This is a genomic window from Paraburkholderia sp. Ac-20336 (assembly GCF_017105025.1).
Classification (GTDB): Bacteria; Pseudomonadota; Gammaproteobacteria; order Burkholderiales; family Burkholderiaceae; genus Paraburkholderia.
Genome location: NZ_JAAGPS010000044.1, coordinates 26,250 through 50,586 on the forward strand (window position 1 = coordinate 26,250; position 24,337 = coordinate 50,586).

The window sequence follows — 24,337 nt, forward strand, 5'->3', positions numbered from 1 at the left end:
CTTTCCCTAGCCTGCTTGCGACGCAACCTGCTCCAGGATCGAACCGCTCGAAACCTGAACCTCGAAGTATTCGACCTTTGGATCGAAGGAGTCGAGAAGCTTTTGGGTGCTCTCTTTTACGACTGCCTCGTGAATGTCGTCGCGGCGCGCAAACTGACGTACCGCATCCATATCGCGCCAGTAGCTCATGAACAGGATTTCGTATTTCTCGCCGATCTGTTTGGCCGACATGCTCGCGCCGATGTGACCGTCGAGCTTTTTCATTTCCTGGAACGTGTTGCGCGCGAGGTGTGCTCCGTATGTGTCGACAACCTGCTGGTTAGCGGCAATGGCGCGCCAGGTTCGGATAATCATGATCGGTCCTTTCTGGTGTGGTTGCGGAGAAATCTTGATCGATTGATGCCGTCGATCAGGGCTTATGCGGTCGTCGGAAGCAACATTCTCTCGTTCATCGCCTGGCGTATTTCTACGTCAAACATATCCGGCGCCGGATTTCCGTGGATGAATCCAATGATCGTCGGATTTTGAGTAGTGGAAGCGGGCCGATGATCGGCGATCTTTCAGGCGACTGGAAGCGGTCTGCGAAGCATTTCATTTCTCCGAATGTCTCGCAAAGCAACCGTGATACAGGATGATAAGTCCCGGTTCACCTCGTAGATTTTTTGATTCGCAGAGTGAAACGGTGAGCCGTTCCAACCTGATTAGACACTCTGTATCAGGACCAACATCTACTGCCTGTCGATACCCGGGCTGAATTGCGGTTACGACAGGCGCGATTACGCGAAGATTTACCAACGCTATAAGTCTTGAGTTTGCATGCGAATCCTCGTGATCCGGAAAACCCACTTGGGAAAATCTGCATGACAGAGGGGGCTGCGGCGCCAGATTATCCGTCTGCTATAACGGGCTTCGTCGTTCCGATCAGGTACTTGCAGACGCCGTCGAACCTTTGAGGGAAGCCTCACGGAAAGCGAGCGGCATGATTGTCGTCGGCCTGCCACGGAAATCTGGGGTGCGGTAAATGGGCGAGCTAGCCGTTTGATTGCAGATTGCTCTGTTGCACCCAAAGGGAAGGAGGGTAGACCTTGTGTAGACCAAGGGCAGACTACTAAAGGAAAGGGGCTACGCCAGATGACGTAACCCCTTGATTTCTTTGGTAGGCCGTACGGGATTCGAACCTGTGACCAACGGATTAAAAGTCCGCTGCTCTACCAGCTGAGCTAACGACCCAAAAGAGAAACGGGATTATATCGGCGAGCCTATAACCTGTCAACCCGACATACCCGTCACGTTATCGGCGTTTCCCTGAAGAACGGGAAATCGCGAACGTCAAAATGAAAGGCCCGGATATCGCTATCCGGGCCTTTCAGCGAGAGGCGCGCGTGGCTATGACATCGGACACTGCGCGTACTGCCAACGACTCAATCAGTTCCGCTGCCGCTACTTGATCTGCGACAGCTTGCTCTGCGCCGACTGCGCGACGTCCGAGCCGCCGTATTGCGCGACGATCTGCTCGAGGGTCTTCCTGGCCGCGGCCTTCTGACCTTGTTCGAGCTGATTGTTCGCAATCGCGAGCAGCGCTTCAGGCGCGCGCGGATGCTGCGGGTAATTCTTCACCACACCCTGCCAGACGGCCGTCGAACCCTTGTAGTCGCGCAGCGCATACAGCGCATTGCCGAGCCAGTACTGCGCGGTCGGCTGATAGGGGCTCGACGGATATTTGGAGATGAAGCTGCGGAACGACGCGGCCGCATTCTTGAAATCGCCGCTGCGGAATTGCTGTGAAGCCGCGTTGAACGCATCGGTTTCACCCGGCTGAACTTCGCCCTGGACGCCGTCCACCGTCTGTTGCTGCGGCTCGAATTTCTTCAGGCGCGTGTCGAGATCGGTGTAGTAGTCCTTCTGCTGTTTTTGCAGCATGCCGAGCTGGTTCGCCATGTCCTCGTTCTGCCCGCGCAGCGTCGCGACCTGCTGGTTCAACTGGTCGAGACGGTTGGACTGATCGAGGATCGTGCGCTGCGCCGCCGACAGCTGACTCGACAGGCTATCGGTCTTCGAGCGCAGATCGAGAATGGCCTGGCGGGCCTGATCGTCGTCGAAGATGCCCGCATGAGCGGGCACGGCCGCGAGGGCCGTGCCTGCGACGCAGGCCGCTGCGGCAAGCCGCAGCCAGGAGAAACGATGCGTCATTCGGCTCATTACCTGTTGACTTACTGTTGATACACGAGGTCGGCGCGGCGGTTCTGTGCCCACGACGCTTCGTCATGACCCGTTGCCATCGGCTTTTCCTTGCCGAGGCTCACGGCTTCCATTTGCGAATCCGCGACGCCCATCAGCGACAGCGAACGGCGCACGGCTTCAGCACGCTTCTGGCCGAGTGCCAGGTTGTACTCGCTCGTGCCGCGCTCGTCGGTGTTGCCCTGGATCAGCACGTGACGTTGCGGATGGCTCTTCAGGTACTGAGCGTGTTGCTGAAGCAGCGTCTGATAGTCGTCCTTGACCGAGTAGCTGTCGAAGTCGAAGTAGATGCTGCGCTTGGCGAGCGGGCTGTTCGGATCGTTGAGCGGATCGACGTTGACGGTTGCGACGTCGTTCGGGTTCGGCTGAGCCGAGCCCGCACCCTTGTTGGCGTTTTCGTCGAGCTTGACGCCCGAGTGACACGCGGCCAGCGCGCCGACCATGACGACGGCGAATGCGAAACGAAGTTTGGACATCATTTGATTACTCTCCTTGTGTTATTGCATCAACGTTATTGCATAAACGGGCCCCAGGACGGTTCGCGTACGCTACCGCCCTGAACGGACAGGACCTGCCGGGTACGACCGTCGGTCGATACTGCGGCCAACACGCCACGGCCGTTCACCTGAGTGGCGTAAAGAATGTACTGACCGTTCGCCGCGAAGCTCGGCGATTCGTCATGTGTCGTGTCCGTCAGGCCCGTGGCGGTTCCGCCTTGCAGGTCCTGGAGATACAGCTTGAATGCACCGCCGACGCGCGAGATGTAGGCAAGCTGCTTGCCGTCAGGACTCACTCGCGGGCTGGTGTTGTAGCTGCCCGTAAACGTGACGCGTTGCGCGGAGCCCGCGCTTTCGCCTTGTGCCGGCATCTTGTAGATCTGCGGCGAGCCGCCGCGGTCGCTCGTGAAATAGATCCACTGGCCGTCAGGAGAGTAGGTCGGCTCGGTGTCGATCGAGCTGCCTTGCGTGAGACGTCGCAGGCCACTGCCATCGGCATTGACCGCGAAAATCTGCGTATTGCCGGTGCGCGACAGCGCGACGGCGAGCGTGCGCCCGTCCGGCGACCAGGCCGGCGCGCTGTTGTTGCCCTTCTGGTCCGATACGACGATACGCCGGCCCGTGGGCAGGTCGTGGATGTAGACGATCGGCTTTTTCTTTTCGAACGACACGTAGGCGACCTTGGTGCCGTCCGGCGACCAGGCCGGCGAGATGATCGGCTCGGGGCTCGACAGCGCGATATGCGCGTCCTGGCCGTCCGAATCGGAAATCTGCAACTGGTAGCGGTTGCCCGACTTGATGACGTACGACAGGCGCGTCGCGAACACGCCGCGATTGCCCATCAGCTTCGCGTAGATGTAGTCGGCGACCTTGTGCGCGCTCATGCGCAGACCGCTTGCCGGGCTTACGAGCACGAGGCCGCCGAGGCTTTCGCCCTTGACCGTGTCGTACAGCTTGAAGCGCACTTCGTACTGGCCGTTCGGCAGGCGGTTCACGCTGCCCGCGACGAACGCGTTGGCGCCCTTGGCCTTCCAGGCGCCGAGATCGACCGAATCGGTCTCCGACACCGGCGTCGAGCCTGCGTCGACATTCGTGAATTTGCCGCTGCGTTGCAGGTCCTGGCGCACGATTGCGCTGACCTGCTGCGGGGAGTTCGCTTCATTGGCGAAATTCGCCGTTGCGATCGGAAACTGGGTGGATCCGACGCCCGTCACGAGGACGTTGAGTTGTGCATTGGCGGCGCCGCCGACGGCGATGAGGCACGTTGCCACGAGCGTTCGCAGGCCTAGCTTGGTCATCAAACTCATGCTGTATGGATTCCTCAAAACGGTTTTACTAATACTTCACGACAGCAGACAGACCGGAAAACAGCTAATTCGTTCCCGAGGCGGCCGTGCGCCATAGCACGGCTTTTGTCCTCAATTGACCGCAACTTAGCCGTAAATCGACTGCTAGCCAGCTGTCAAACTTCTGCGAATCGACCCGCAAGTCAGCCCGCAGGGCGCAACGTTATCAGGAAGCTTTCCGGCGTTTTGCCGTTGAGGTCCAGAGGCATCGGATCCGAGCGCTGCACGGCCCGTAACGCGGCGGCGTCCCATGCGGCGTTGCCGCTACTGCGCGAGACCGTCGCGCTCAGCAAGGTGCCGGTCGGCGAACAGCGCACGGAGATGACGGTTTCGAGGCCTTCCGTTTCGCCGCCCCACGAAATGTTCGGGCGCACGACGCGGCGGACCTTGTCCGCATAACCCGGCGATGCCGCATTGCCTCCCGAGCCGCTGCCAGTACCGCTCTTGCCGAGCCCGTTGCCCGACGAACCCGTGGGGCCCGCCATGCCCTGCATCTGCGCAAGTCGCGCGCGTCGTTCCGAGTCGAGCTGTTTCTTCGCCTGCGCGGCGGCATCGGCCTGCGCCTTGGCCTTCGCCGCTTTCTCGGCGTCAGCCTTCTTCTGCGCCTCCGCCTGAGCCTGCTTCTGTTGCTGCTCCTGCTGTTCTTTCAGTTGCTGCTGCTTTTGCTGCTCGGCGAGCTGCTGTTGCTTGAGCCTGTCGGCCTGCTGCTGCTGTTGCTGCTTGAGCTTCGCGGCCTTCTGGGCGGCGAGTTGAGCGGCCTGCTCGGCCGCCAGTTCCTGCTGGCGTTTCGCGTCCGCTTCCTGCTGCTCTTTCAGCTTCTGCTGACGCTGCTGCTCGGCCAGTTGCGCCGCGCGCGCTGCTTCCTGCTGCTGGCGTTTCTTTTCCTGCAGGGCGATGTCGGCCTGCTCGTCGCGCACGGGCGGGGCAGGGGCGACCGGCGCGGGCGGCGGCGGAACGGGACGCGGAATCGCCGAGTCCGGCACCTCGGTCCACAGTTCCGCTTCCGCGCCTTCGGGCGTGCTGTTCTGCCACTGGATGCCGTGGTACAGGAAGAACCCGAGCAGCGCATGCATCACCAGCGCGAACGCAAAGGCTCGCCCGGTGCCGCGTTCACGCGGTGGCTGGAGCGGGTATTCGGAATTCTTGCGGATCATTGCGATTTGACGAGCAATCCAACGCGCTTGACGCCCTGAGCCTTCAGCTCGGACATCACGTTCATCACGGCTTCATACTTCACGGTTTTGTCGGCGGCGATCACGACGGGCTGGTCCGGGTGCGATTGCGCGCGATCGGCGATGAAGCCGTTGAGGCCGGCCTTCGTCATGTCTTCCTGCTGCTGCGTGCCGGCGTCGTCCTTGTACTTGACGCTCATGTTGCCGTCCGCGCGGATGTTGACGATCACGGGCGGGGTTTGCTGCTGCGGCGCGGCGCCGCCGACGGTCGGCAGATTGACGATCGACGGCGCAACGAGCGGTGCCGTGACCATGAAGATCACGAGCAGCACGAGCATCACGTCGATGTACGGCACGACGTTGATGTCGGCCATCGCGCGGCGCTGACGCGAGCCGCGCATGCTGGAGGAGCGGGAGCCTGCCATCGTGGCCTCCTTACTGTGCCTGGCGCTGCAGAATGTTCGAGAACTCTTCGATGAAGGTTTCGAAACGGATCGCCAGACGGTCGATGTCGTGCGCGTAGCGGTTGTAGGCAACCACGGCCGGAATTGCGGCGAACAGGCCGATCGCGGTGGCGGTCAGCGCCTCGGCGATGCCCGGCGCGACGTTCGCGAGCGTGGCCTGCTGCACGTTGGCGAGGCCGCGGAACGCATTCATGATCCCCCACACCGTACCGAACAGACCGATATACGGGCTGACCGAACCGACCGAGGCGAGGAACGCGAGGTTCGCCTCGAGCACGTCCATTTCGCGCTGGAACGCCGCGCGCATCGCACGCCGGGCGCCGTCGAGAATCGCGCCCGGATCGTTCAGGCGTTTTTCCTTGCCCTTCAGGAATTCGCGCATGCCGGACTCGAAAATCCGCTCGAGCGCACCGATCGTGTGACGGTTGTTCGCGGCGCTCTGATACAGCGCCTGCAGGTCGCCGCCCGACCAGAAATCACGCTCGAAGCGTTCAGTTTGCGCGCGCGCCCGGCGAATCGCAAACCACTTGCGGAAGATGAAAGTCCATGACAGCAGCGAGAGCAACAGCAGCAGAGCCATGACCGCCTGGGCCAGCAGGCTCGCGTTGAGTACGAGTGAAACGATCGACAGATCTTGTGTAGTGTTCATAAAGGTTCGTTTTAACGTCCCGGGAAGGGGGCGTCCGGCTGCAAGGCCGCCTCAAGCTTGCCGTGAACAGAACGGAAGCTTCGGCGATATCGAAGCCGAACCATGCTTTGTGTTGCCTGATCGGTATGAGTTCACTGGCCCCGTATCAACGAGGCTCGGTCATCGTCCGTTGACACGCCGGCGCTGCTCAATGCATATCTGGCCCGCGCCGCAGCGCGGCGAGAACCGGGGCGGGGATCGCCGCCGGCCGCAGCGCGTCGCGGTCCACGCAGCCGATCCGGATCGAACCGGCGGCTAGCAGCGTGCTTTCGCGCCATGCTTCCTGCGCGAAATCCACCGAAGCTCTGCCAAGACGCTCGATCCGGCTGACAATTTTCACGATGTCGTCGAGCCGGGCCGGAGCCCGGTAGTCGACTGCGGTGCTGCGCACGATGAAAATCGCCCCCGTTTCTTCCGCAAGCCGATGCTGGTCGACGCCGCACGCGCGCAGCCATTCGGTGCGCGCCCGTTCGAAAAATTTCAGGTAATTGGCGTAAAACACGATGCCGCCCGCATCGGTATCTTCGTAGTACACGCGGATGGGCCATGTGTAGCCGCTTTCCATGCCAGGCTGGCTGGTCGACATATTCATGCGGCGCATTTTACCGGAACGCATACTGCGGGTCTGTTTCAAAATGTGCGTTTTGTCCGGCGTGCTCCGGCCGCGCGTGCGGCCGGGTTTGGCGCACGCCCGAGCGCCCATTCGAGGGCCGTCCGGCAGGGCGAGCCAAAGGGTAGCCGAGGGGCCACTCAGGGACCACCCAGGAACCCGACGGGACCACTGGGCGCGGTTTGCCCACCGCTCGCCGGGCCGACGACCCTCGTGGTGCGGTCAGCCGCGATGCACGGTCAGTCCGCCGAACGACTGCGCGACCGGCATCAGCTCGATCGTATTGATGTTGACGTGGGCGGGGCGCGTGGCGATCCAGTAGATCGAATCGGCGATGTCCTCGGCGGTCAGCGGCTGGACGTTTTCGTAGACCTTGGCGGCCTTGTCGTCGTCGCCGCGATAGCGCACGTTCGAGAATTCGGTGCCGCCGCACAGGCCCGGTTCGATGTCGGTCACGCGCAGCGCGGTGCCGGCGAGATCGGCGCGCAGGTTCAGGCTGAACTGGCGCACGAACGCCTTGGTCGCGCCGTAGACGTTGCCGCCCGCGTACGGCCAGCGGCCCGCGATCGAGCCCAGATTGAAGATATGGCCGCGATTGCGCTCGACCATGCCGGGCAGGAGCGCATGCGTAACCTGCACGAGGCCCGTGCAGTTGGTCTCGATCATGGTGTTCCATTCGTCGAGGCTGGCCTTGTGCGCGGGCTCGGTGCCGAGCGCGAGGCCGGCGTTGTTGACGAGCACGTCGAGCGCGGCGAATTCGGCCGGCAGCGAGGCGGGCACGGCTTCGACGGCGGCGCGGTCGCGCACGTCGAGTTCATATGGCAGCAGCGCGTCGCCGAGTTCGTCGGCGAGTGCCTGCAGACGGTCTTTGCGGCGAGCGGTAGCGACGACGCGATGGCCGCCCTTGACGAAGGCACGAGCGATGGCGGCGCCGAAGCCTGCCGACGCACCGGTAACGAACACGATCATTGCAATTCCTTGGTCGATAAGAGACAAAGGCCCCAAGCCTACTTGCAATGCGGCGCTGCGGCAAGGATGAACGAGCCGCATCGGCAGCCGTGGCAGCGGCGTTTGGCGGATATTCGGCGCGGCTGCCCGGCTTTCGTCAGACCTGTGCGCGAGACGCGGCGCTGGGCGCCCGAAAGCCCCGCCGGCGGGCGCTGGGGCGCCGGAAAGCCGGTTGCCTATTCGGGCCTCTTCCAATACACTAACGCGCTCGACCCTGCGTGACTGGCGATAGAACCGAGTCAGCCGACTCAGCCGATTCAACCAATCGGGTTCAAGGTGGAACAACCCACCGTGAAGCGCAGGGTGCCGTTTTGCCGTTCGCCTGGGCAGCCGTGATCCGCGCGCATCGATTTGCGCTGACGGTGGTTGGCCTGCCTCGCGTGTGCGGCGACTCCCCCCTCGCCACGTCTGGGCTGGCATGGCCGCCAGCAGCGCTGCGTACCCTCTACGCAAGATTCGGCGCACGATCCGGTCAACCTGAACACACTCAACGGAATCCGTATGTTTGACAGAGCCCAAAGCACCATCGCCAACGTCGATCCTGAACTCTGGAAGGTCATCGAGCAGGAAAACCGCCGTCAGGAAGAGCACATCGAACTGATCGCGTCGGAAAACTACACCTCGCCCGCGGTCATGGCCGCACAGGGCTCGCAACTCACGAACAAGTACGCCGAAGGGTATCCGGGCAAGCGCTACTACGGCGGCTGCGAATATGTGGACGTGGTGGAGCAACTGGCGATCGACCGCGTGAAGCAGCTGTTCGGCGCCGAAGCCGCCAACGTGCAGCCGAACTCCGGTTCGCAGGCCAATCAGGGCGTGTTCTTCGCCATGCTCAAGCCGGGCGACACGATCATGGGCATGAGCCTCGCGCATGGTGGCCACCTCACGCACGGTTCGCCGGTCAACATGTCGGGCAAGTGGTTCAACGTGGTCAGCTACGGCCTGAACGAAGCCGAAGACATCGACTACGACGCGGCCGAAAAGCTCGCGCAGGAACACAAGCCGAAGCTCATCGTGGCGGGCGCGTCCGCGTTCGCGCTGCGCATCGACTTCGAGCGCCTCGCGAAGATCGCGAAGTCGGTCGGCGCATACCTGATGGTCGACATGGCGCACTACGCCGGGCTGATCGCGGCGGGCGTCTACCCGAACCCGGTGCCGCACGCCGACTTCGTCACGACCACCACGCACAAGAGCCTGCGCGGCCCGCGCGGCGGCGTAATCCTGATGAAGGCCGAGTTCGAGAAGCCGATCAACTCGGCTATCTTCCCGGGCATCCAGGGCGGTCCGCTCATGCACGTGATCGCCGCCAAGGCCGTCGCGTTCAAGGAAGCGCTGTCGCCGGAGTTCAAGGCGTATCAGCAGCAGGTCGTCGAGAACGCGCGCGTGCTCGCCGAAACGCTGGTCAGGCGCGGTCTGCGTATCGTCTCGGGCCGCACGGAAAGCCACGTGATGCTGGTTGACCTGCGCGCGAAGAAGATCACCGGCAAGGCGGCGGAAGCGGCGCTCGGTGCCGCGCATATCACGGTCAACAAGAACGCGATCCCGAACGATCCGGAAAAGCCGTTCGTGACCTCGGGCGTGCGCCTCGGTTCGCCGGCGATGACCACGCGCGGCTTCGGCGTGAAGGAAGCCGAGCAGGTCGGCAACCTGATCGCCGACGTGCTGGACAACCCGGAAGACGCCGCGACGATCGAACGCGTGCGTGGGCAGGTCGCCGAGTTGACCCAGCGTTTCCCGGTCTACCGCTAAGCCGCCATGCATTGCCCCTTCTGCCGCCACGCCGATACGCAGGTCGTCGACTCGCGCGTATCCGAAGACGGCGCGACGATTCGCCGGCGCCGCCGCTGCCCGGCCTGCGACAAGCGTTTTACGACGTATGAGCGGGTCGAGCTGGCGTTGCCGTCGGTCGTCAAGAAGGATGGCAGCCGCACGGAGTTCGATCGCCGCAAGATCGTCGCGAGCATGCAACTGGCGCTGCGCAAGCGCCCGGTTGCGGCGGACGCGATCGACGCGGCGGTCGCCCGCATCGAGTATCAACTGCTCGGCAGCGGCGAGCGCGAGGTGCGCAGCGAGCGTCTCGGCGAACTCGTGATGAACGAGTTGCGTGCGCTCGACACGATCGCCTATGTCCGTTTTGCTTCGGTGTACCGGCGCTTCGAAGACGTCTCCGAATTCGAGGACGTGATCGAGGAATTCCGCCGCGCCTCTTCTCCTCCCAAGCCTTCCCGCAAGCGCTGAGCGCAGGCGTGCCGCGCGTTGTTCGCGGGCATTCGCACCGGTATTCGCATTCATTGTTTCGCGCTTTTCGCGCGTCTTTTCACGCATCGCTACCTCGCTCGATGATGGTTCGTCGCGGGTATTGTTGTCTGCCATAGCGTCCGAATACCACCTGGCCATTCGGCCGATTGCTGGGCGCTCGGCAAATCGCTAGATTGGCTGCATCCGTTCGAAACGCTCAGGGATGCAGATGAAATGCAATGCGATTTGCCGGCCGTCGCGCGCCGGTTTCACACTCGTCGAAACGCTGGCCGTGATAGCGCTGCTGGCCGTCATCGCGGTGATGGCGACGCCAGCGTTCGTTGCGTGGCATGTGCGCGATCAGGTCGACGCCCGCGCCCGGGCTTTGCTGTCGACCTTCGCCTATGCACGCAGCGAGGCGTTGCGCCGCGGTACGCGCGTGACCGTCTGCCGGACTAATGCGGCGCGCGCCTGCCTTGCCGCCGGGCAACCATGCGGCGACGCGATTGCCGACTGGGCCTGCGGCTGGGCCGTGCTCGCCGAGCGTGGCGGCAAGCTCTCGCTGCTGCGAGCGCAACCGTCGCTTGCGGCAGTGAGCATCACGGGCGTGCAAACGGACCTGACGTTCACGCCACCCGCCGGCCAACTGATCGGCGCATTCCGAAACTTCGATATTGCGCCGCGAAGTCCATCCAAAGCGATGCAGGGGACTATGTGGCGACGCTGCATCCGCATTGCGTCGGGCGGTCGCGCGCGGATTTCCGAAGGCGCGTGTGGAGCGACGTCATGATGCGAAGCGCGCCGAATACCCGTTTGCGTCGATTTGTGCCGGCTTGCGCAGGTAGTTCGCTGATCGAAGTGATGCTGGCGGTCGCATTGATCGCGGTGAGCGCATTGGGTTTGATCGCAGGTCAACTGTGGATCGCGCGCGAAGCCCGCGCGATGACGATGCGAGAAAACGCTGCATGGATCGCCGATTCGGTCGTCGAAGCGTTGGCGGTGCCCCCGGCAAGCGATGCCGCGCTAAACCAATGGAGCGCCCGTGCAGGCGTTGTCTTGCCGCATGGCGAAGCGTCGCTGGCAGAGAATGGTGCAGTTGCGGCGGCGCGCGTGACCTGGGACGCCGTGCACGACATGCCCGGTGCGGGTGACGTCGACGTGATCGACAAACCGGAGTCTTGCGGTGGCGTGGCGGTTCCCGCAGGCACTTCCTGCGTTGCATTGGCGTTCGTGAAATGAGGCGGCGACTTGTAGCTCGCGGTCACACGCTTATCGAGTTCGTGATTGCGATGGCACTCGGATTGATCGTGACTGCGGGCGCCGTTTCGCTCTACACGACGCAGCGCAATGCGTTCGAGCGCGCGAGCAATGCGATGCGGATTCGCGAAGCCGGTTTGACCACGCTGATGCTGATTGGCCAGCAATTGCAGATGGCCGGTTTCGTTCCCGCGGACGTCGTCGGCTACGCGGCGCCGCCTGCATTGTTCGGCTGCTCGGGAGGTCGTCCGACGGGTGCCGACAACAGTCCCGGCTGCACGACATTGAGCACGGGTTCGGACGGCGTTGCGATCCGTTACGTTGGCGATGCCGTGTCCACGTGGCCGTCTTCGAGCGGAGAGATAACCGATTGCGTGGGGCAAGCGGTAAAGAGCAGCGATGCGGCGCTCGGCACTCAGGGTGTGCCGGTCGTCAATCGCTACTTTGCCAACGTCAGTGGCTCGACCGGCGAGCCGGAGCTTTACTGCGAGGGCAATGGCAATGCGGGCACCGCGCAGCCGCTGGTGGAAGGCGTCGAACGCGTGCGGCTGCGCTACTGGCTGGCCGGCGCACTCGATGCGATCAATGCGTCGGCGGTGCCGGTGGATCAATGGGGCAACGTCGTCGCGGTGGATCTTTGCGTGATCGTGCGTGGAGCGCCGCAAGGGCAGCGTGCGCGCTATGTCGATTGCGACGGCGTGAGCACGCTCGGCGCCGATTTGCGGCCGCGACAGGCGTTTTCGCGTCGCGTTGCGCTACGCAATCGCGTGGAGGCGGGGGCTGCATCGTGATGGTCCACGAGAAATCGACGTGGTCGAGTGATGGCCCTGGCTGGCACCGCCAGTGCCGCATGCAGTGCATGAAGTTGGGATACCCAGGCAAATTCAATGGTCCGTCCGGTTGGCTCGCTCATGCATCGTGCGTTCGCCAACGCGGCGTCGTCTTGCCGATCGTGCTGCTGATTGCCGCGATGATGCTGGCCACGTCCGCAATCTGGTTCGAAACATCGCTCGCGTCGGCGCGTGCGGCGACCAATGTACGCGATTATTTGCAGGCTTTTCATGCGGCGGATTCGGCGTTGACTTTGTGTGAGCGCAACGTCCTTGCAATGGGTGTCGATGCGAACATACCGCCGCCGCTCGCGGCGGGCGAGCCGGTCCAATGGAAGCTTGCAGCCGCGTTCGAAGCCGGCGCTGTGACGCCTGTCGCGCAATGGCCGGAGGCGCAGGCGCCGCAGTGTCTCGTCGAGGCCTGGCGTCTTGGCAGCCGGGCGAATGCCACCGCGTATCTGCTGAGCGCGCGTGGCTTCGGCCACACGAGTGAATCGCAGGTCTGGCTGCAACTGGAACTGGTGGTCGAGGACGGCGCTATCGAGCGTCATTGGCGGCGTGTTGCCGCGAGGCCATTCTGATGGGAGGTGCATGACGAAATCGACTGCATCGGCATTCACGCTGCTCGAACTGATGATCGCGCTGGCGATAACCGCGACGCTCGCCGTGTTTGCGATTCCTTCGTACCGCAGCCATATTGCGCGAACGCATCGGGTCGATGCGGCGTCCGCGTTGTATCGCGCGGCGCAATTCGTCGAGGGCGCGGCGAGCGACAGCGTGCCGACATTGCCCGCGGGATTCGATCAGGCGCCGCAATCCGGCACGGCGATCTATCGCCTGCACGTATTGCCTGGGGACGACACGAACGGCGGCTATGCGATCGAAGCGGCACCGGTGGATGCCGGGCCGATGCGTGACGATCCCTGCGGCACGTTCACGCTCGATGCGACGGGGCAGCGCGGCAACAGAAACGAGGCGGGCGGTTCGACGCCGGCCAGTAGCGAGTGCTGGAATACGTCGTAGCCTGGCGTGAGGCGGATATGCGGTGCGACGCAAAGCGCGCTTTGCTCGATACTCGCCATGCAGCCGCACGAACGCGAACTAGCGCAAACACACGCGGAAAAACTCGCGTTCAACGCATCGCAACGCACTACAACGTATTCGCATTGCAACGCATCCGCATTACACCGTATCAATACCCGCTTTCGGCCGAATCGGCCTTCTCCGCAGCAGACTCTCCCGTCGCTGCCGTAGCCGTCTGGGCCGCCGCCTTCGCCGACGAATCGTTCTTCATCTGCTGCCAGATGCGAAACGCTTCCCACGCGGCGAGCGCCACGCCGCCCCATTTGAGCGCGGGTTTGGCGCTTGCCATGACGGTCGCGCGCAGCGGCTTGGCGAGCAGCATCGAGATGATCGAGCTGACGAACGGGTACTGCTTCAGAAGCGCGCCGAGGGTGCCCGCGTTGAGCACGCTCCCCTTCGATCCACGGCCCATGCGCGCGCCGCCGAAGCCCGGAACGATGAACTTGAGCCAACTGAAGTGCGTGACCGCCTGGCGCAATTCGATGGTGGCCTGCGCGAGTTCGACGCGCTCCACGTCCGCGCGCACGAGCAGCAGTTCCTTGCGCAGCGCGCGCAGATGCGGCGCGCTCAAGTCCTTCGACAGATGGCGCGGGTGACGGAATGCGGTATCGGGACGGGGCTGGTTCATGGCGTGTCGGGGCGTGACGGCGGCAGTGAGGGAGAGGGCGATCGGCGTCGGGCGAACGACGTCACGGCTTGCGAAACGCGTCGCGGTCTTTTTCGAACTCTGCGAGGGTGGCTTCGAACACCATGGGCGCGTTGCGCAAACCGCTGCGTGCTTTCAGCGCGCATACGAGGCCGGCAATCGCGTAAACCGCGGTGATGCCGCCGAGCGCCTGCAGGCGGTAGGTGTCCCAGAAGGCGATGGCGATCAGCGCGGTCAGGGCGATCAGTGCCATCGTGGCGAGCATCATCGCGGCAAGGCCGAGAAACAGCACGCCTAGCAGACGGTCTTTTTCCTCGGCGAGTTCGATGCCCACCAGTTCGAGCCGCGTCTGCAGAATGGTAAACACGGAACTGAGAATGCGGCGCAACGGACTATGCTCTGCGCGCTGCGATTGGGTTTCGGTCGTCATGGCTGTGGGCGTTGCTGGTGAGGGCCTCGCTGGCGCGCACGCGCGCCAGAACAAGCGGACCGGCGAGGCTTGCGCCGGTCCGCCCGGTTTGCCGGTGCGCCGGACGTGCCTGCTCCGGCGGCCGCACCGGCCTTACTTGCGATTGATCAGCAAGCCGACCAGCACACCGACACCGGCTGCGATGCCGATGGACGCCCACGGATGCTCGTGCACGTAGTCGTCGGTGGCACGCGCGGCTTTCTTGCCTTTTTCGACCACGACGACCTGTACGTCGGCCGCCTTTTCCTTGGCCTGCTTCAGGCGCGACAGCGCGGTTTCGCGCAGTTCCGAAGCGCGCTCGCCGGTGGCGCTCGCAGCCTGCTTCAGCAGGTCCTCAGCGTCCGCGAGGACGGTTTTGATATCCGACATCAATCTCTCCTTGTTGACTTCCGACATTGACAGCTCCCCTTTGTCTCACGCCACGCGTGAATCGTAACCAAAGAAACGGCCGCTGGCGAGCGCAGTGCCCGGTTGTTCCAGGCCGACGCATGAACCGTTCCCGATACCGCAAAGCACGATGACACCCGTTTGAGGGCAGTCTGCTCCAGATCGGCATCAGATGGAGTTGATCTGTCCCGCAAAGTTTCCCTGAAATAGGAGAAAATTACAAAAATGCATAAAGTAGTGACGCGATGTTGGTTCGTCATATACCGTCGCTGCCGTATGCTTTAACGTTGCGGGGCGCCGCGGGCAACGGCTCGCGTGCAACACGTCCGGATACTTTCCGAAAACCTATGAGGAGATGCACTATGAGTCTACGTCTTGGCGACATCGCGCCCGATTTCGAGCAGGAGTCGAGTGTCGGCCGGATCCGGTTTCATGAATGGCTCGGCAATAGCTGGGGCGTGCTGTTTTCGCACCCGGCCGATTTCACGCCGGTCTGCACGACCGAACTGGGCCTGACCGCGAAGCTCGCGAGCGAGTTCGAAAAGCGCGATGTGAAGACGATCGCGTTGTCGGTCGACAGCGCGGAGTCGCACAAGGAGTGGATCAAGGACATCAACGAGACGCAGGCGGCGAGCGTCGGCTTTCCGATTCTCGCGGACGGCGATCGCAAGGTTGCCGAGCTGTACGACATGATCCACCCGAACGCGAACGAAACGCTCACGGTCCGCTCGCTCTTCGTGATCGATCCGAAAAAGAAGGTGCGTCTCATCATCACGTACCCGGCGAGCACCGGCCGCAATTTCGACGAAGTGCTGCGCGTGATCGACTCGCTGCAACTGACCGACAGTCACTCGGTGGCGACGCCGGGCAACTGGAAGCAGGGCGATGACGTCGTGATCGTCCCGTCGCTGAAGGACGAGGAAGTCATCAAGCAGAAATTCCCGAAGGGCTACAAGGCGTTGCGTCCGTATCTGCGCATGACGCCGCAGCCGGACCGGTAAGCGGTGGGCTGAAGCATAGTGAGGCGGGCTCGACGCGCGCTTCGCTATGTCTTGAGTAGCACGCGCTTGAGGCCGCACAAAAACAGAAAGCCGGCTCGTAAGAACCGGCTTTCTGTTTTGGGCGATGGATCGTGGATCGCCACCCACCGCGCGAGTCAACACAACACACCCGGGACACGCCCGGTACATCGACCGGGCAGCGAAAATCAGAAAAACGCCTGAATACCCGTTTGCGCGCGGCCGAGAATCAGCGCGTGCACATCGTGCGTGCCTTCATAGGTGTTCACGACTTCGAGGTTCACGAGGTGGCGCGCGATGCCGAACTCGTCCGAGATGCCATTGCCGCCAAGCATGTCGCGGGCGAGGCGGGCGATGTCGAGCGCCTTGCCGCACGAATTGCGCTTCATGATCGAGGTGATTTCGACGGCCGCCGTGCCTTCGTCCTTCATGCGGCCAAGGCGCAGCACGCCTTGCAGGCCGAGCGTGATTTCGGTCTGCATGTCGGCGAGCTTTTTCTGGATCAGCTGGTTCGCGGCGAGCGGCCGGCCGAACTGCTTGCGATCGAGCACGTATTGACGCGCGGTGTGCCAGCACGCTTCAGCCGCGCCGAGCGCTCCCCAGGCGATGCCGTAGCGCGCCGAATTCAGGCACGTGAACGGGCCACGCAGGCCGCTCACACCGGGCATGATGTTCTCTTCCGGCACGAACACTTCGTCGAGCACGATTTCGCCGGTGATCGAGGCGCGCAAGCCTACCTTGCCGTGGATCGCCGGTGCCGACAGACCTTTCCAGCCCTTCTCGAGAATGAAGCCGCGGATGCTGTCCTTGCCGTTTTCCTCGAGCTTCGCCCATACGACGAACACGTCGGCGATCGGCGAATTGGTGATCCACATCTTCGAGCCCGACAGCGAATAGCCGCCGTCGACCTTCTTCGCGCGCGTGACCATGCTGCCCGGATCGGAGCCGTGATTCGGCTCGGTCAGCCCGAAGCAGCCGATCCACTCGCCGCGCGCGAGCTTCGGCAGATATTTTTCCTTCTGCGCGTCCGAGCCGAATTCGTAGATCGGCACCATTACGAGCGACGATTGCACCGACATCATCGAGCGGTAGCCGGAATCGACGCGCTCCACTTCGCGCGCGATCAGGCCGTACGCGACGTAGTTCAGGCCGGGGCCGCCGTATTGCTCGGGAATCGTCGGGCCGAGCAGACCGAGTTCGCCCATTTCGCGAAAGATCTCGACATCGGTCTTCTCGTGGCGGAACGCTTCGAGCACGCGCGGCAGCAGCTTGTCCTGCGAGTACGCCGCGGCGGCATCGCGCACCATGCGTTCGTCTTCGGTGAGCTGCTGATCCAGCAGCAACGGGTCTTCCCAGTAAAACTGCGCGGCGACGGCCATGACGTATCTCCTGATTTTTCGCCCGGAACAAGCTTGACTCAAGTTCCGCCTTGCGAAACAATGTTTTGCAAACGACGCCTGAGTGTATCACCCTATGACGCTGCCTTCCACTTTCTCCGCACCGCTCGACGAGCGCAAATTCGTCGTGGCGCTGGCGCGCGGGCTCGACCTGCTGCGCGCGTTCCGGCCTGGCGAGACGATGCTCGGCAACCGCGATTTCGTCGAACGCACGGGGTTGCCGAAGGCGACCGTCAATCGCCTTGCGTACACGCTGACCGTGCTCGGCTATTTGCGGCTCGACGAAACGCACGGCAAATATGCGCTCGACGCGGGCGTGCTGTCACTTGGTTTTGCGCTGCTGGCGAGCACCGATACGCTCGAACTCGCGCGTCCACATATGCGCGCGTTCGCGCGCGAGGTCGGCGCGGCGGTGTCGCTCGGTTGCCGCGACGGGCTCGACATGATCTATCTCGAGACGATCCGCAGCGAGACCGCGCTGACGCTCGGGCTTGCCTCGGGCTCGAAGCTGTCGATGCTGACGAGTTCGATGGGCCGCGCCTATCTCGCCGTGCAGCCGCCCGACGCACGCACGGCGCTGATCGCCGAACTGAGGAAGGCGGCGGGCAAGGCCGGTGCGCTGCGGGTTGCCGAGGCCGAAAAGGAAATCGCCGCGTTCGCGGCCGAGCGCTGCTGCTATTCGTTTCGCGCGTGGCACGACGACGTCAACGCGGTCGCGGTGCCGTTTCGCGAGCCGCGCGAGGGGCGCTGGCTCGTGCTCAGTTGCAGCGGGCCGGCTTCGTCGATGGGGGAGGAGGTGTTTCGCGAGAACGTCGCGCCGCGCCTGAAGGCGCTTGCGCGGCGACTAGGCGAGCCGGGCTGAAAAAGGGCTGACGAGGCAAGCGGGCGATGGGCCAATGGACCGTCGGACCGTTGCATTGGGCCAATAAGGCAACGGGTCGATAGCGCGGCGCGAACCCGCGCCGCATGAACGCGCCGGAAAAACTCACGCCGCCCGGTCGTGATAATGCGCGTTGAACAACGGCCCCTGCACGAAGCGCACGTCGTACTGCTGCAACGCGACGAACTGCGCTTCATCCACCACACGATTGAAAATCAGCGGCACATGCAGGCGGTTCGCATAGCCGACCAGCGGCTTGACCGTCGCATCGCGCAACGCGACGCCCGCATCCATCTTGATGAAGTCGAGCCGCGCCGTTTCCGACACCGACAGGATCTGCCCCGCGTTCGACAGATTGCCCGCCACCTTGAAGCCGTAATGCTGATAGCTGCGCGTCAGGTAGCCGAGGAAGGTCTTGTGTGCGACCGCGGCCGCCGGCAACTCGATCACGATGCGCGCCGGACTCAATCCGAACGACGTCAGCACGTTCGAAAAATGCTGGCCGTGATCGTATTTCACGCTCTTGAGCAGCCGCTCGTGCACGCGCAGAAACAGCAGCCCATGCCGTTGGGCGCCAAAGAAATTGATCGCATGCAGCGCGCGCGACATGCGATCGAGCGCGACCAGTTGCTGATCGTCGGCGATCCGGTCGAAGGGATCGAAGACGTCGGACGGCGGCGTGTCGAGCCGGTGCGTGACGGCCTGAAAGCCGAGTTCGTCGCCGAAGCGGTCGACGCCTTCCGCGCCGCATGACAGCGACTGCGCGAGCGCATGCACGCTGATGTCGAAGATCGGCTCGTAGGCGCTCGCGAGTTCGAGGCCGTCGCAGCGTGCGAGCGCGATGCCGTCGTGCGCGCCGTCCCCCATCGCCAGATACTTGCCGAGAAACGGATGGTGGGCGGCGCGGGCGACGAGATCGGGGATGGTCGGCGGAATCATGAAATGGGATCAAGGGCAACGATGGATGCCGCGCCCGCCGCGTGGCGATGCGAAGCGCGACACAAAACGCGACGCAATGGGCGCATGGTTCGATGGTAGCAGTCCGCGCCGCGCGCACATGAACAAAATGCTCATAACGATATTGGCCGGACGCCTGTCCGCGCGGGCTTCACCGGGCGGTACGGCGCGCGGGAAGCGGCTCTGGCGCCAGTTCGGGGACAGATTGCCCGATCGGCCTCCAGGGTATACGTTATTTTCACTATTCATAATTCGTTTTACTATTCGTAAATTAAAGGGCGGCTGCGACGGTCGGGAACGTTGACACCGAGCCGGGTCGAGCCGGGCTGTCGGCCGCGCGGCGTAGCAGGTCCGACCCGCCATGCCGGCCTGATCGCTTGACCGCCTGACTGAAAAGATCGCGTATTAACGGAGAACCTCGTATGGACACCTCATCACGCACGCCGGCCGCCGGACGCCTGCGGCCGGAAATCGAGCCGGGCTATCAGTCGGGTTTCGCGAACGAGTTCGCGACCGAGGCCTTGCCGGGCGCGCTGCCGAGCGGGCGCAATTCGCCGCAGCGCGCGGCCTACGGGCTGTACGCCGAACAGCTGTCGGGCACCGCGTTCACGGCGCCGCGCGGCCACAACCGCCGCTCCTGGCTGTACCGGATTCGCCCGGCGGCCATGCACCAGCCGTTCACCTTGATGCCCTCGGAGCGGCTCGTCGCCAATTTCGCGGCGATGCCGCCGACGCCGCCGAACCAGTTGCGCTGGGATCCGCTGTCGATGCCTGCCGCGCCGACCGATTTCATCGACGGTTGGGTGACGATGGCCGGCAACGGCGCGGCCGAAGCGATGAGCGGCTGCGCGATTCACCTGTACGCGGCGAACCGCTCGATGCAGGAGCGCTTCTTCTATAGCGCCGACGGCGAATTGCTGATCGTGCCGCAACAAGGGCGCCTGCATATCGCGACCGAATTGGGCCGGCTCGATATCGAGCCGTTCGAGATCGCGGTGATTCCGCGCGGCGTGCGTTTCGCGGTGAGCCTGCCGGACGGCAGCGCGCGCGGCTATATCTGCGAGAACTTCGGTGCGCTGCTGCGCCTGCCGGAACTCGGGCCGATCGGCTCGAACGGGCTCGCCAATCCGCGCGACTTCCTCACGCCGCATGCCGCATACGAAGACCGCGAAGGCGCGTTCGAACTGGTCGCGAAGATGAACGGCCATCTGTGGCGCGCGGACATCGATCATTCGCCGCTCGACGTGGTCGCGTGGCACGGCAACTACGCGCCGTACAAATACGACCTGCGCCGCTTCAACACGATCGGCTCGATCAGCTACGACCATCCGGACCCGTCGATCTTCCTCGTGCTGCAATCGCAAAGCGATACCCCCGGCGTCGATACGGTCGACTTCGTGATCTTCCCGCCGCGCTGGCTCGCCGCCGAAGATACGTTCCGTCCGCCGTGGTTCCATCGCAATGTCGCGAGCGAGTTCATGGGCCTCGTGCATGGCGTCTACGACGCGAAGGCCGAGGGCTTCGTGCCGGGTGGCGCGAGCCTGCACAACTGCATGACGGGCCACGGCCCCGACGCGGATACGTTCGAGAAGGCATCGCAGATCGATACGTCGGTGCCGAAGAAGGTTGGCGACACGATGGCCTTCATGTTCGAGACGCGCACGCTGATCCGGCCGACCCGTTTCGCGCTCGAAACCGCGCAATTGCAGGCGCGTTACTACGAGTGCTGGCAAGGCCTCAAGAAACACTTCAATCCGGAGCAACGATGAACGCGGTAAACGATTTTCAGGCGACGCTCGATCCGTCGCGCAAAAGCTGGGTCGAGTCGGCCAACGATCCGGCCAGCGACTTCCCGATCCAGAACCTGCCGTTCGGCATTTTCAGCGACCGTGGCAACGACGTGCCGCGCGTGGGCGTCGCGATCGGCGACACGATCGTCGATCTCGCCGCGTTGCAGGCGGCGAGCCTGCTGAACGTACCCGCGCAGGGCGTGTTCGCGCGCGATGCGCTCAACGACTTCATCGCGCTTGGCCGCGAGGCGTGGCGTAGCGTGCGCATCCAGTTGAGCCAGTTGCTCGCGCGCGAGTGCGCCACCCTGCGCGACGATGCCGCGTTGCGCGCGAAGGCGCTCGTGAGCCAGGCCGAGGCGCGCCTCCATCTGCCGCTGCGGATTCCGGGCTACACCGATTTCTATTCGTCGAAGGAGCACGCGACCAACGTCGGTTCGATGTTTCGCGATCCGAAGAATGCGCTGCTGCCGAACTGGTCGGAGATGCCGATCGGCTACAACGGACGGGCGTCGTCGGTGGTCGTGAGCGGCACGCCGGTGCGGCGCCCGAACGGTCAACTGAAGCTGCCCGATCAGGAACGGCCGGTGTTCGGCGCATGCCGCAAGCTCGATATCGAACTCGAGATGGGCTTTATCGTCGGCGGCGGTAATGCGTTGGGGGAGCCGATTGCCTGCGAGGATGCCGAGGCGCATATCTTCGGCATGGTGCTGTTGAACGACTGGAGCGCGCGCGACATCCAGCAATGGGAATACGTGCCGCTCGGCCCGTTCAACTCGAAGACCTTCGCGACGACGATCTCGCCGTGGATCGTCACGCTCGACGCGCTCGAACCGTTCCGCGTCGCGCAGCCGCAGCAGGAACCGCAGCCGCTCGACTATCTGCGGCACGACGGCCAGCATGCGTTCGATATCCATCTCGAAGTCACCTTGCGCGCGCAGCACGCGCGCGAGGCAAACACGATCTCGCGGACCAACTTCAGGCACATGTACTGGACGATGGCGCAACAGCTCGCGCATCACACGGTGTCGGGCTGCAATACGCGCGTCGGCGATCTGATGGGCTCGGGCACGATCAGCGGACCGACCGAGGATTCCTACGGCAGCCTGCTCGAACTGACGTGGAACGGCAAGAGGCCGCTCGAACTGAAGGAGGGCGGCACGCGCACGTTCATCGAGGATGGCGACGAGCTGACGCTGGCCGGATGGTGCCAGGGCGAGGGGTATCGCGTCGGGTTTGGCGTGTGCGCGGGCGAGATTCTGCCGGCGCTGCGCTGAGGCGCACGCCGCTCGCCGTCAGCCCGCCATCGCCATGCGCCGCTCGATCGACACCGACCACAGCGTGAGCAGCAGCGCACCGAACGAGGTCGCGACGCCGACCCACGGCAGCGTCGTGAGCGGTGCGCCCGCGCCGATCGCCATGCCGCCGAGCCAGGCGCCAGTCGCGTTGCCGAGATTGAAGGCGCCTTGGTTCAGCGTCGAGGCGAGGTTCGGCGCATGGCTCGCGCGATCGACGATCAGCATCTGCAGCGGCGGCACGATCGCGAACGCGAGCACGCCCCACACGAAGACCGTCAGCATCGCCGGAATGCGCGCGTGCATCGTGCCCGCGAACACGCACAGGATCACGACGATCGCGAGCAGGAACGCGATCAGCGAAGGCAGCAGTCGCCAGTCGGCGAGCTTGCCGCCGAGCGTGCTGCCGACCGTCAGGCCGAGGCCGAACAGCAGCAGCACGAGCGTGACCGCGTGCGGCGTGAAGCCGGTCACGTCTTCGAGAATCGGCGTGATGTAGGTGAAGGTGGAAAACAGGCTGGCCGAGGCGAGCACGCTGATGCCGAGCACCATCAGCACCTGCGGGTTCTTCAACACGCTGAATTCGCGCACGAGGCTCGCCTTCTGCATCTCGATCTTCGCGGGCAGGCATACCGCGAGCGCGGCCGCCGCCAGCACGCCGATGCCGGTCACGGCCCAGAACGTCGCGCGCCAGCCGACCGCCTGGCCAAGCGCGGTGCCGAGCGGCACGCCAAGCACGTTGGCGAGCGTGAGGCCGGTGAACATCAGGGCGATGGCCTGCGCGCGGCGATTCGGTGCGACGAGCCCCGCCGCGACCACCGAGCCGATGCCGAAGAACGCGCCATGACAGAACGCGGTGACGATGCGCGCGGCCATCAGCACCGCGTAGCCCGGCGCGACCGCGCACAGCAGATTGCCGACGATGAACACGCCGATCAGGCTCATCAGTGCTTTCTTGCGCGGCATGTTGGCGACGGCGATCGCGACGATCGGCGCGCCGATCGTGACGCCGAGCGCATATGCCGACACGAGCATGCCCGCGGCCGGGATCGAGACGGACAGATCGCGCGCGACGTCGGGCAGCAGCCCCATGATGACGAACTCGGTGGTACCGATCCCAAAGGCGGCAACGGCAAGGGCAAGCAGGGGCAAAGGCATGATGACGGGATACGAGGCGTGAAGCGGCGCGCCGGATACGCGCCGGACGGCGGACGTTGTCGGGGCGAGAACGCCGGCGCCGGATCGGGTAAAACAGTAGGGGATTCTACCTAAGTCAAAACAGGCGTGCTCGCAGCTGGGACGGCTGTTGTTTTGTGCGGAATGTGTCGTAAAACAGGCTGTGGTTGCCAGGTTGCGGTTGTCCGGCTGTTGCCGTGCAGCGGCGAGTTCGCCTCATTATCGCCTTACTCTATCGCCTCATTGACCGTGACCGAACGTTTCCCCATGACGCCCCGCCCCCGAGACAAAGCGCGCCGCGCCCGCGACACCTTCGGCGAACACCGCCTGATATCCGCCCGCGCCTTCGCGCCGCAGCGCCTCGGCGAGATCGTCGAGCGCACTGTTTTCCAATGCCGAGCGGCGGTCGGCCAGCAGGGCGGCCTGCGGCAACGCGGCAAGCTCGGCGGCCAGTTGCTCGGCCGCCGCGCGGGCCGTGCCGTGCGGCACCACGCGGTTGGCAAGACCGATCGCGAGCGCTTCGCGGGCATCGACCGCGCGGCCGGTCAGGATCAGATCGAGCGCGCGCGACAAGCCGATCAGCCGCGGCAGGCGGATCGTGCCGCCGTCGATCAGCGGAATCCCGACGCGCCGGCAGAACACGCCCAGCACCGCATCGTCCTCGACCACCCGCAGATCGCACATGGCCGCAAGCTCCAACCCGCCCGCCACCGCATGGCCCGCTATCGCCGCGATCACCGGCTTGCTGAAGTGCATGCGCGTCGGTCCCATCGGACCGGGGCCGCTGCCGTCGGCGCGCAGTTCGTTGCGGCGCGTGTCGTCGCCAAGCGCGCTCAGGTCCGCGCCCGCGCAAAACGTGCCGCCCGCGCCGAACAGCACCGCCGCGCGCCATG

At 64.0% G+C, this 24,337-nt stretch carries 27 protein-coding genes, 1 tRNA gene and 1 riboswitch; of the genes, 11 read left to right on the forward strand and 17 right to left on the reverse strand.

What is annotated here, in order from left to right:
• Positions 1-6: 6 nt before the first annotated feature.
• The 10 genes from GXB81_RS15280 to ydfG form a co-directional block, all read right to left on the reverse strand.
• Entirely contained in the window at positions 7-354 is a 348-nt protein-coding gene (locus GXB81_RS15280) for a DUF4188 domain-containing protein (protein WP_167284231.1), read from the reverse strand.
• Positions 355-1,154: 800 nt separating this feature from the next.
• Positions 1,155-1,230: transfer RNA gene (locus tag GXB81_RS15285), tRNA-Lys, on the reverse strand.
• Positions 1,231-1,440: 210 nt separating this feature from the next.
• Positions 1,441-2,190 (reverse strand): tol-pal system protein YbgF, encoded by a 750-nt coding sequence (gene ybgF / locus GXB81_RS15290; RefSeq protein ID WP_167036118.1) that lies wholly within the window; start codon positions 2,188-2,190, stop codon positions 1,441-1,443.
• Between the two features lie 20 nt (positions 2,191-2,210).
• Complete coding sequence (pal, locus tag GXB81_RS15295) at positions 2,211-2,717, reverse strand: peptidoglycan-associated lipoprotein Pal (protein WP_167036121.1); 507 nt, start codon at positions 2,715-2,717, stop codon at positions 2,211-2,213.
• 32 nt (positions 2,718-2,749) lie between these two features.
• Complete coding sequence (gene tolB / locus GXB81_RS15300; RefSeq protein ID WP_205989666.1) at positions 2,750-4,042, reverse strand: Tol-Pal system beta propeller repeat protein TolB; 1,293 nt, start codon at positions 4,040-4,042, stop codon at positions 2,750-2,752.
• A gap of 182 nt (positions 4,043-4,224) precedes the next feature.
• On the reverse strand, positions 4,225-5,235 hold the full coding sequence (gene tolA / locus GXB81_RS15305) for a cell envelope integrity protein TolA (protein WP_205989667.1): 1,011 nt from the start codon (positions 5,233-5,235) through the stop codon (positions 4,225-4,227).
• Entirely contained in the window at positions 5,232-5,678 is a 447-nt protein-coding gene (tolR, locus tag GXB81_RS15310; protein WP_167036130.1) for a protein TolR, read from the reverse strand. Before tolR ends, tolA begins: the two co-directional genes overlap by 4 nt.
• Before the next feature lie 10 nt (positions 5,679-5,688).
• Complete coding sequence (tolQ, locus tag GXB81_RS15315; protein WP_007179119.1) at positions 5,689-6,366, reverse strand: protein TolQ; 678 nt, start codon at positions 6,364-6,366, stop codon at positions 5,689-5,691.
• 187 nt (positions 6,367-6,553) lie between these two features.
• Complete coding sequence (ybgC, locus tag GXB81_RS15320) at positions 6,554-7,006, reverse strand: tol-pal system-associated acyl-CoA thioesterase (RefSeq protein ID WP_167284251.1); 453 nt, start codon at positions 7,004-7,006, stop codon at positions 6,554-6,556.
• A gap of 231 nt (positions 7,007-7,237) precedes the next feature.
• Positions 7,238-7,984: a bifunctional NADP-dependent 3-hydroxy acid dehydrogenase/3-hydroxypropionate dehydrogenase YdfG gene (gene ydfG, locus GXB81_RS15325; RefSeq protein WP_205989668.1), complete on the reverse strand. Its 747-nt coding sequence runs from the start codon at positions 7,982-7,984 to the stop codon at positions 7,238-7,240.
• Between the two features lie 247 nt (positions 7,985-8,231).
• A riboswitch (ZMP/ZTP riboswitch) is annotated at positions 8,232-8,358 on the forward strand.
• A gap of 166 nt (positions 8,359-8,524) precedes the next feature.
• On the opposite strand from ydfG, the gene glyA reads away from it, so the two are divergent.
• The 7 genes from glyA to GXB81_RS15360 all read left to right on the forward strand — a co-directional run bounded on the left by glyA (position 8,525) and on the right by GXB81_RS15360 (position 13,371).
• The gene (gene glyA / locus GXB81_RS15330; protein WP_205989669.1) at positions 8,525-9,772 is read left to right on the forward strand and encodes a serine hydroxymethyltransferase; all 1,248 of its coding nucleotides are present in this window, start codon (positions 8,525-8,527) and stop codon (positions 9,770-9,772) included.
• 6 nt (positions 9,773-9,778) lie between these two features.
• Positions 9,779-10,261: a transcriptional regulator NrdR gene (gene nrdR, locus GXB81_RS15335; RefSeq protein WP_027799387.1), complete on the forward strand. Its 483-nt coding sequence runs from the start codon at positions 9,779-9,781 to the stop codon at positions 10,259-10,261.
• Between the two features lie 229 nt (positions 10,262-10,490).
• Positions 10,491-11,051, forward strand: a complete 561-nt coding sequence (locus GXB81_RS15340) for a GspH/FimT family pseudopilin (RefSeq protein ID WP_205192475.1) — start codon at positions 10,491-10,493, stop codon at positions 11,049-11,051.
• Positions 11,048-11,500, forward strand: coding sequence for a hypothetical protein (locus GXB81_RS15345; RefSeq protein WP_205989670.1), 453 nt, complete (start codon positions 11,048-11,050; stop codon positions 11,498-11,500). The genes GXB81_RS15340 and GXB81_RS15345 overlap by 4 nt, the downstream gene beginning before the upstream one ends.
• Positions 11,497-12,309, forward strand: a complete 813-nt coding sequence (locus tag GXB81_RS15350) for a PilW family protein (protein WP_205989671.1) — start codon at positions 11,497-11,499, stop codon at positions 12,307-12,309. The genes GXB81_RS15345 and GXB81_RS15350 overlap by 4 nt, the downstream gene beginning before the upstream one ends.
• 161 nt (positions 12,310-12,470) lie before the next feature.
• Positions 12,471-12,929 carry a hypothetical protein gene (locus GXB81_RS15355; protein ID WP_346777797.1) on the forward strand — a complete coding sequence of 153 codons (459 nt, stop codon included), beginning with the start codon at positions 12,471-12,473 and terminating at the stop codon, positions 12,927-12,929.
• Between the two features lie 10 nt (positions 12,930-12,939).
• Positions 12,940-13,371 carry a type IV pilin protein gene (locus GXB81_RS15360; protein WP_167282195.1) on the forward strand — a complete coding sequence of 144 codons (432 nt, stop codon included), beginning with the start codon at positions 12,940-12,942 and terminating at the stop codon, positions 13,369-13,371.
• Positions 13,372-13,540: 169 nt separating this feature from the next.
• Here the strand turns inward: GXB81_RS15360 and GXB81_RS15365 are convergent, their stop codons facing one another.
• The 3 genes from GXB81_RS15365 to GXB81_RS15375 all read right to left on the reverse strand — a co-directional run bounded on the left by GXB81_RS15365 (position 13,541) and on the right by GXB81_RS15375 (position 14,942).
• Entirely contained in the window at positions 13,541-14,059 is a 519-nt protein-coding gene (locus GXB81_RS15365) for a DUF3318 domain-containing protein (protein ID WP_205989672.1), read from the reverse strand.
• 61 nt (positions 14,060-14,120) lie between these two features.
• On the reverse strand, positions 14,121-14,507 hold the full coding sequence (locus GXB81_RS15370) for a phage holin family protein (protein ID WP_167036154.1): 387 nt from the start codon (positions 14,505-14,507) through the stop codon (positions 14,121-14,123).
• Positions 14,508-14,639: 132 nt separating this feature from the next.
• Entirely contained in the window at positions 14,640-14,942 is a 303-nt protein-coding gene (locus tag GXB81_RS15375; protein WP_007584918.1) for a DUF883 family protein, read from the reverse strand.
• A 353-nt stretch (positions 14,943-15,295) separates the two neighbouring features.
• Between GXB81_RS15375 and GXB81_RS15380 the strand changes: the two genes are divergently transcribed.
• Positions 15,296-15,934, forward strand: coding sequence for a peroxiredoxin (locus GXB81_RS15380; RefSeq protein WP_167036157.1), 639 nt, complete (start codon positions 15,296-15,298; stop codon positions 15,932-15,934).
• Positions 15,935-16,140: 206 nt separating this feature from the next.
• Here GXB81_RS15380 and GXB81_RS15385 read toward each other — a convergent pair whose 3' ends face one another.
• Entirely contained in the window at positions 16,141-17,331 is a 1,191-nt protein-coding gene (locus GXB81_RS15385; RefSeq protein ID WP_205989673.1) for an acyl-CoA dehydrogenase, read from the reverse strand.
• Between the two features lie 94 nt (positions 17,332-17,425).
• On the opposite strand from GXB81_RS15385, the gene GXB81_RS15390 reads away from it, so the two are divergent.
• Entirely contained in the window at positions 17,426-18,211 is a 786-nt protein-coding gene (locus GXB81_RS15390; RefSeq protein ID WP_167282191.1) for an IclR family transcriptional regulator, read from the forward strand.
• A 123-nt stretch (positions 18,212-18,334) separates the two neighbouring features.
• Here the strand turns inward: GXB81_RS15390 and GXB81_RS15395 are convergent, their stop codons facing one another.
• Positions 18,335-19,168 carry an EAL domain-containing protein gene (locus tag GXB81_RS15395; protein WP_205989674.1) on the reverse strand — a complete coding sequence of 278 codons (834 nt, stop codon included), beginning with the start codon at positions 19,166-19,168 and terminating at the stop codon, positions 18,335-18,337.
• Between the two features lie 440 nt (positions 19,169-19,608).
• Between GXB81_RS15395 and hmgA the strand changes: the two genes are divergently transcribed.
• Positions 19,609-20,955 carry a homogentisate 1,2-dioxygenase gene (gene hmgA / locus GXB81_RS15400; RefSeq protein WP_205989675.1) on the forward strand — a complete coding sequence of 449 codons (1,347 nt, stop codon included), beginning with the start codon at positions 19,609-19,611 and terminating at the stop codon, positions 20,953-20,955.
• Positions 20,952-22,250 (forward strand): fumarylacetoacetase, encoded by a 1,299-nt coding sequence (gene fahA, locus GXB81_RS15405; protein ID WP_205989676.1) that lies wholly within the window; start codon positions 20,952-20,954, stop codon positions 22,248-22,250. The genes hmgA and fahA overlap by 4 nt, the downstream gene beginning before the upstream one ends.
• 18 nt (positions 22,251-22,268) lie before the next feature.
• On the opposite strand, the gene GXB81_RS15410 is transcribed toward fahA, so the two are convergent.
• Both GXB81_RS15410 and GXB81_RS15415 read right to left on the reverse strand, forming a co-directional pair.
• The gene (locus GXB81_RS15410) at positions 22,269-23,426 is read right to left on the reverse strand and encodes an MFS transporter (protein ID WP_167036175.1); all 1,158 of its coding nucleotides are present in this window, start codon (positions 23,424-23,426) and stop codon (positions 22,269-22,271) included.
• 258 nt (positions 23,427-23,684) lie between these two features.
• On the reverse strand, positions 23,685-24,337 hold a 653-nt coding region (locus GXB81_RS15415), incomplete at its 5' end, for a crotonase/enoyl-CoA hydratase family protein (RefSeq protein ID WP_205989677.1).

Bases quoted from the DNA above. Each gene is read 5' to 3' on its own strand.
- glyA (WP_205989669.1), top strand. From the start codon at position 8,525: ATGTTTGACAGAGCCCAAAGCACCATCGCCAACGTCGATCCTGAACTC.
- GXB81_RS15375 (WP_007584918.1), bottom strand. From the start codon at position 14,942: ATGTCGGAAGTCAACAAGGAGAGATTGATGTCGGATATCAAAACCGTC.
- GXB81_RS15350 (WP_205989671.1), top strand. From the start codon at position 11,497: ATGAGGCGGCGACTTGTAGCTCGCGGTCACACGCTTATCGAGTTCGTG.
- GXB81_RS15345 (WP_205989670.1), top strand. From the start codon at position 11,048: ATGATGCGAAGCGCGCCGAATACCCGTTTGCGTCGATTTGTGCCGGCT.
- tolB (WP_205989666.1), bottom strand. From the start codon at position 4,042: ATGAGTTTGATGACCAAGCTAGGCCTGCGAACGCTCGTGGCAACGTGC.
- GXB81_RS15340 (WP_205192475.1), top strand. From the start codon at position 10,491: ATGAAATGCAATGCGATTTGCCGGCCGTCGCGCGCCGGTTTCACACTC.
- ydfG (WP_205989668.1), bottom strand. From the start codon at position 7,984: ATGATCGTGTTCGTTACCGGTGCGTCGGCAGGCTTCGGCGCCGCCATC.
- GXB81_RS15395 (WP_205989674.1), bottom strand. From the start codon at position 19,168: ATGATTCCGCCGACCATCCCCGATCTCGTCGCCCGCGCCGCCCACCAT.
- tolA (WP_205989667.1), bottom strand. From the start codon at position 5,235: ATGATCCGCAAGAATTCCGAATACCCGCTCCAGCCACCGCGTGAACGC.
- GXB81_RS15370 (WP_167036154.1), bottom strand. From the start codon at position 14,507: ATGACGACCGAAACCCAATCGCAGCGCGCAGAGCATAGTCCGTTGCGC.
- tolQ (WP_007179119.1), bottom strand. From the start codon at position 6,366: ATGAACACTACACAAGATCTGTCGATCGTTTCACTCGTACTCAACGCG.
- GXB81_RS15380 (WP_167036157.1), top strand. From the start codon at position 15,296: ATGAGTCTACGTCTTGGCGACATCGCGCCCGATTTCGAGCAGGAGTCG.
- GXB81_RS15280 (WP_167284231.1), bottom strand. From the start codon at position 354: ATGATTATCCGAACCTGGCGCGCCATTGCCGCTAACCAGCAGGTTGTC.
- ybgC (WP_167284251.1), bottom strand. From the start codon at position 7,006: ATGCGCCGCATGAATATGTCGACCAGCCAGCCTGGCATGGAAAGCGGC.
- ybgF (WP_167036118.1), bottom strand. From the start codon at position 2,190: ATGACGCATCGTTTCTCCTGGCTGCGGCTTGCCGCAGCGGCCTGCGTC.
- GXB81_RS15410 (WP_167036175.1), bottom strand. From the start codon at position 23,426: ATGCCTTTGCCCCTGCTTGCCCTTGCCGTTGCCGCCTTTGGGATCGGT.
- pal (WP_167036121.1), bottom strand. From the start codon at position 2,717: ATGATGTCCAAACTTCGTTTCGCATTCGCCGTCGTCATGGTCGGCGCG.
- GXB81_RS15365 (WP_205989672.1), bottom strand. From the start codon at position 14,059: ATGAACCAGCCCCGTCCCGATACCGCATTCCGTCACCCGCGCCATCTG.
- tolR (WP_167036130.1), bottom strand. From the start codon at position 5,678: ATGGCAGGCTCCCGCTCCTCCAGCATGCGCGGCTCGCGTCAGCGCCGC.
- hmgA (WP_205989675.1), top strand. From the start codon at position 19,609: ATGGACACCTCATCACGCACGCCGGCCGCCGGACGCCTGCGGCCGGAA.
- GXB81_RS15385 (WP_205989673.1), bottom strand. From the start codon at position 17,331: ATGGCCGTCGCCGCGCAGTTTTACTGGGAAGACCCGTTGCTGCTGGAT.
- GXB81_RS15360 (WP_167282195.1), top strand. From the start codon at position 12,940: ATGACGAAATCGACTGCATCGGCATTCACGCTGCTCGAACTGATGATC.
- nrdR (WP_027799387.1), top strand. From the start codon at position 9,779: ATGCATTGCCCCTTCTGCCGCCACGCCGATACGCAGGTCGTCGACTCG.
- fahA (WP_205989676.1), top strand. From the start codon at position 20,952: ATGAACGCGGTAAACGATTTTCAGGCGACGCTCGATCCGTCGCGCAAA.
- GXB81_RS15390 (WP_167282191.1), top strand. From the start codon at position 17,426: ATGACGCTGCCTTCCACTTTCTCCGCACCGCTCGACGAGCGCAAATTC.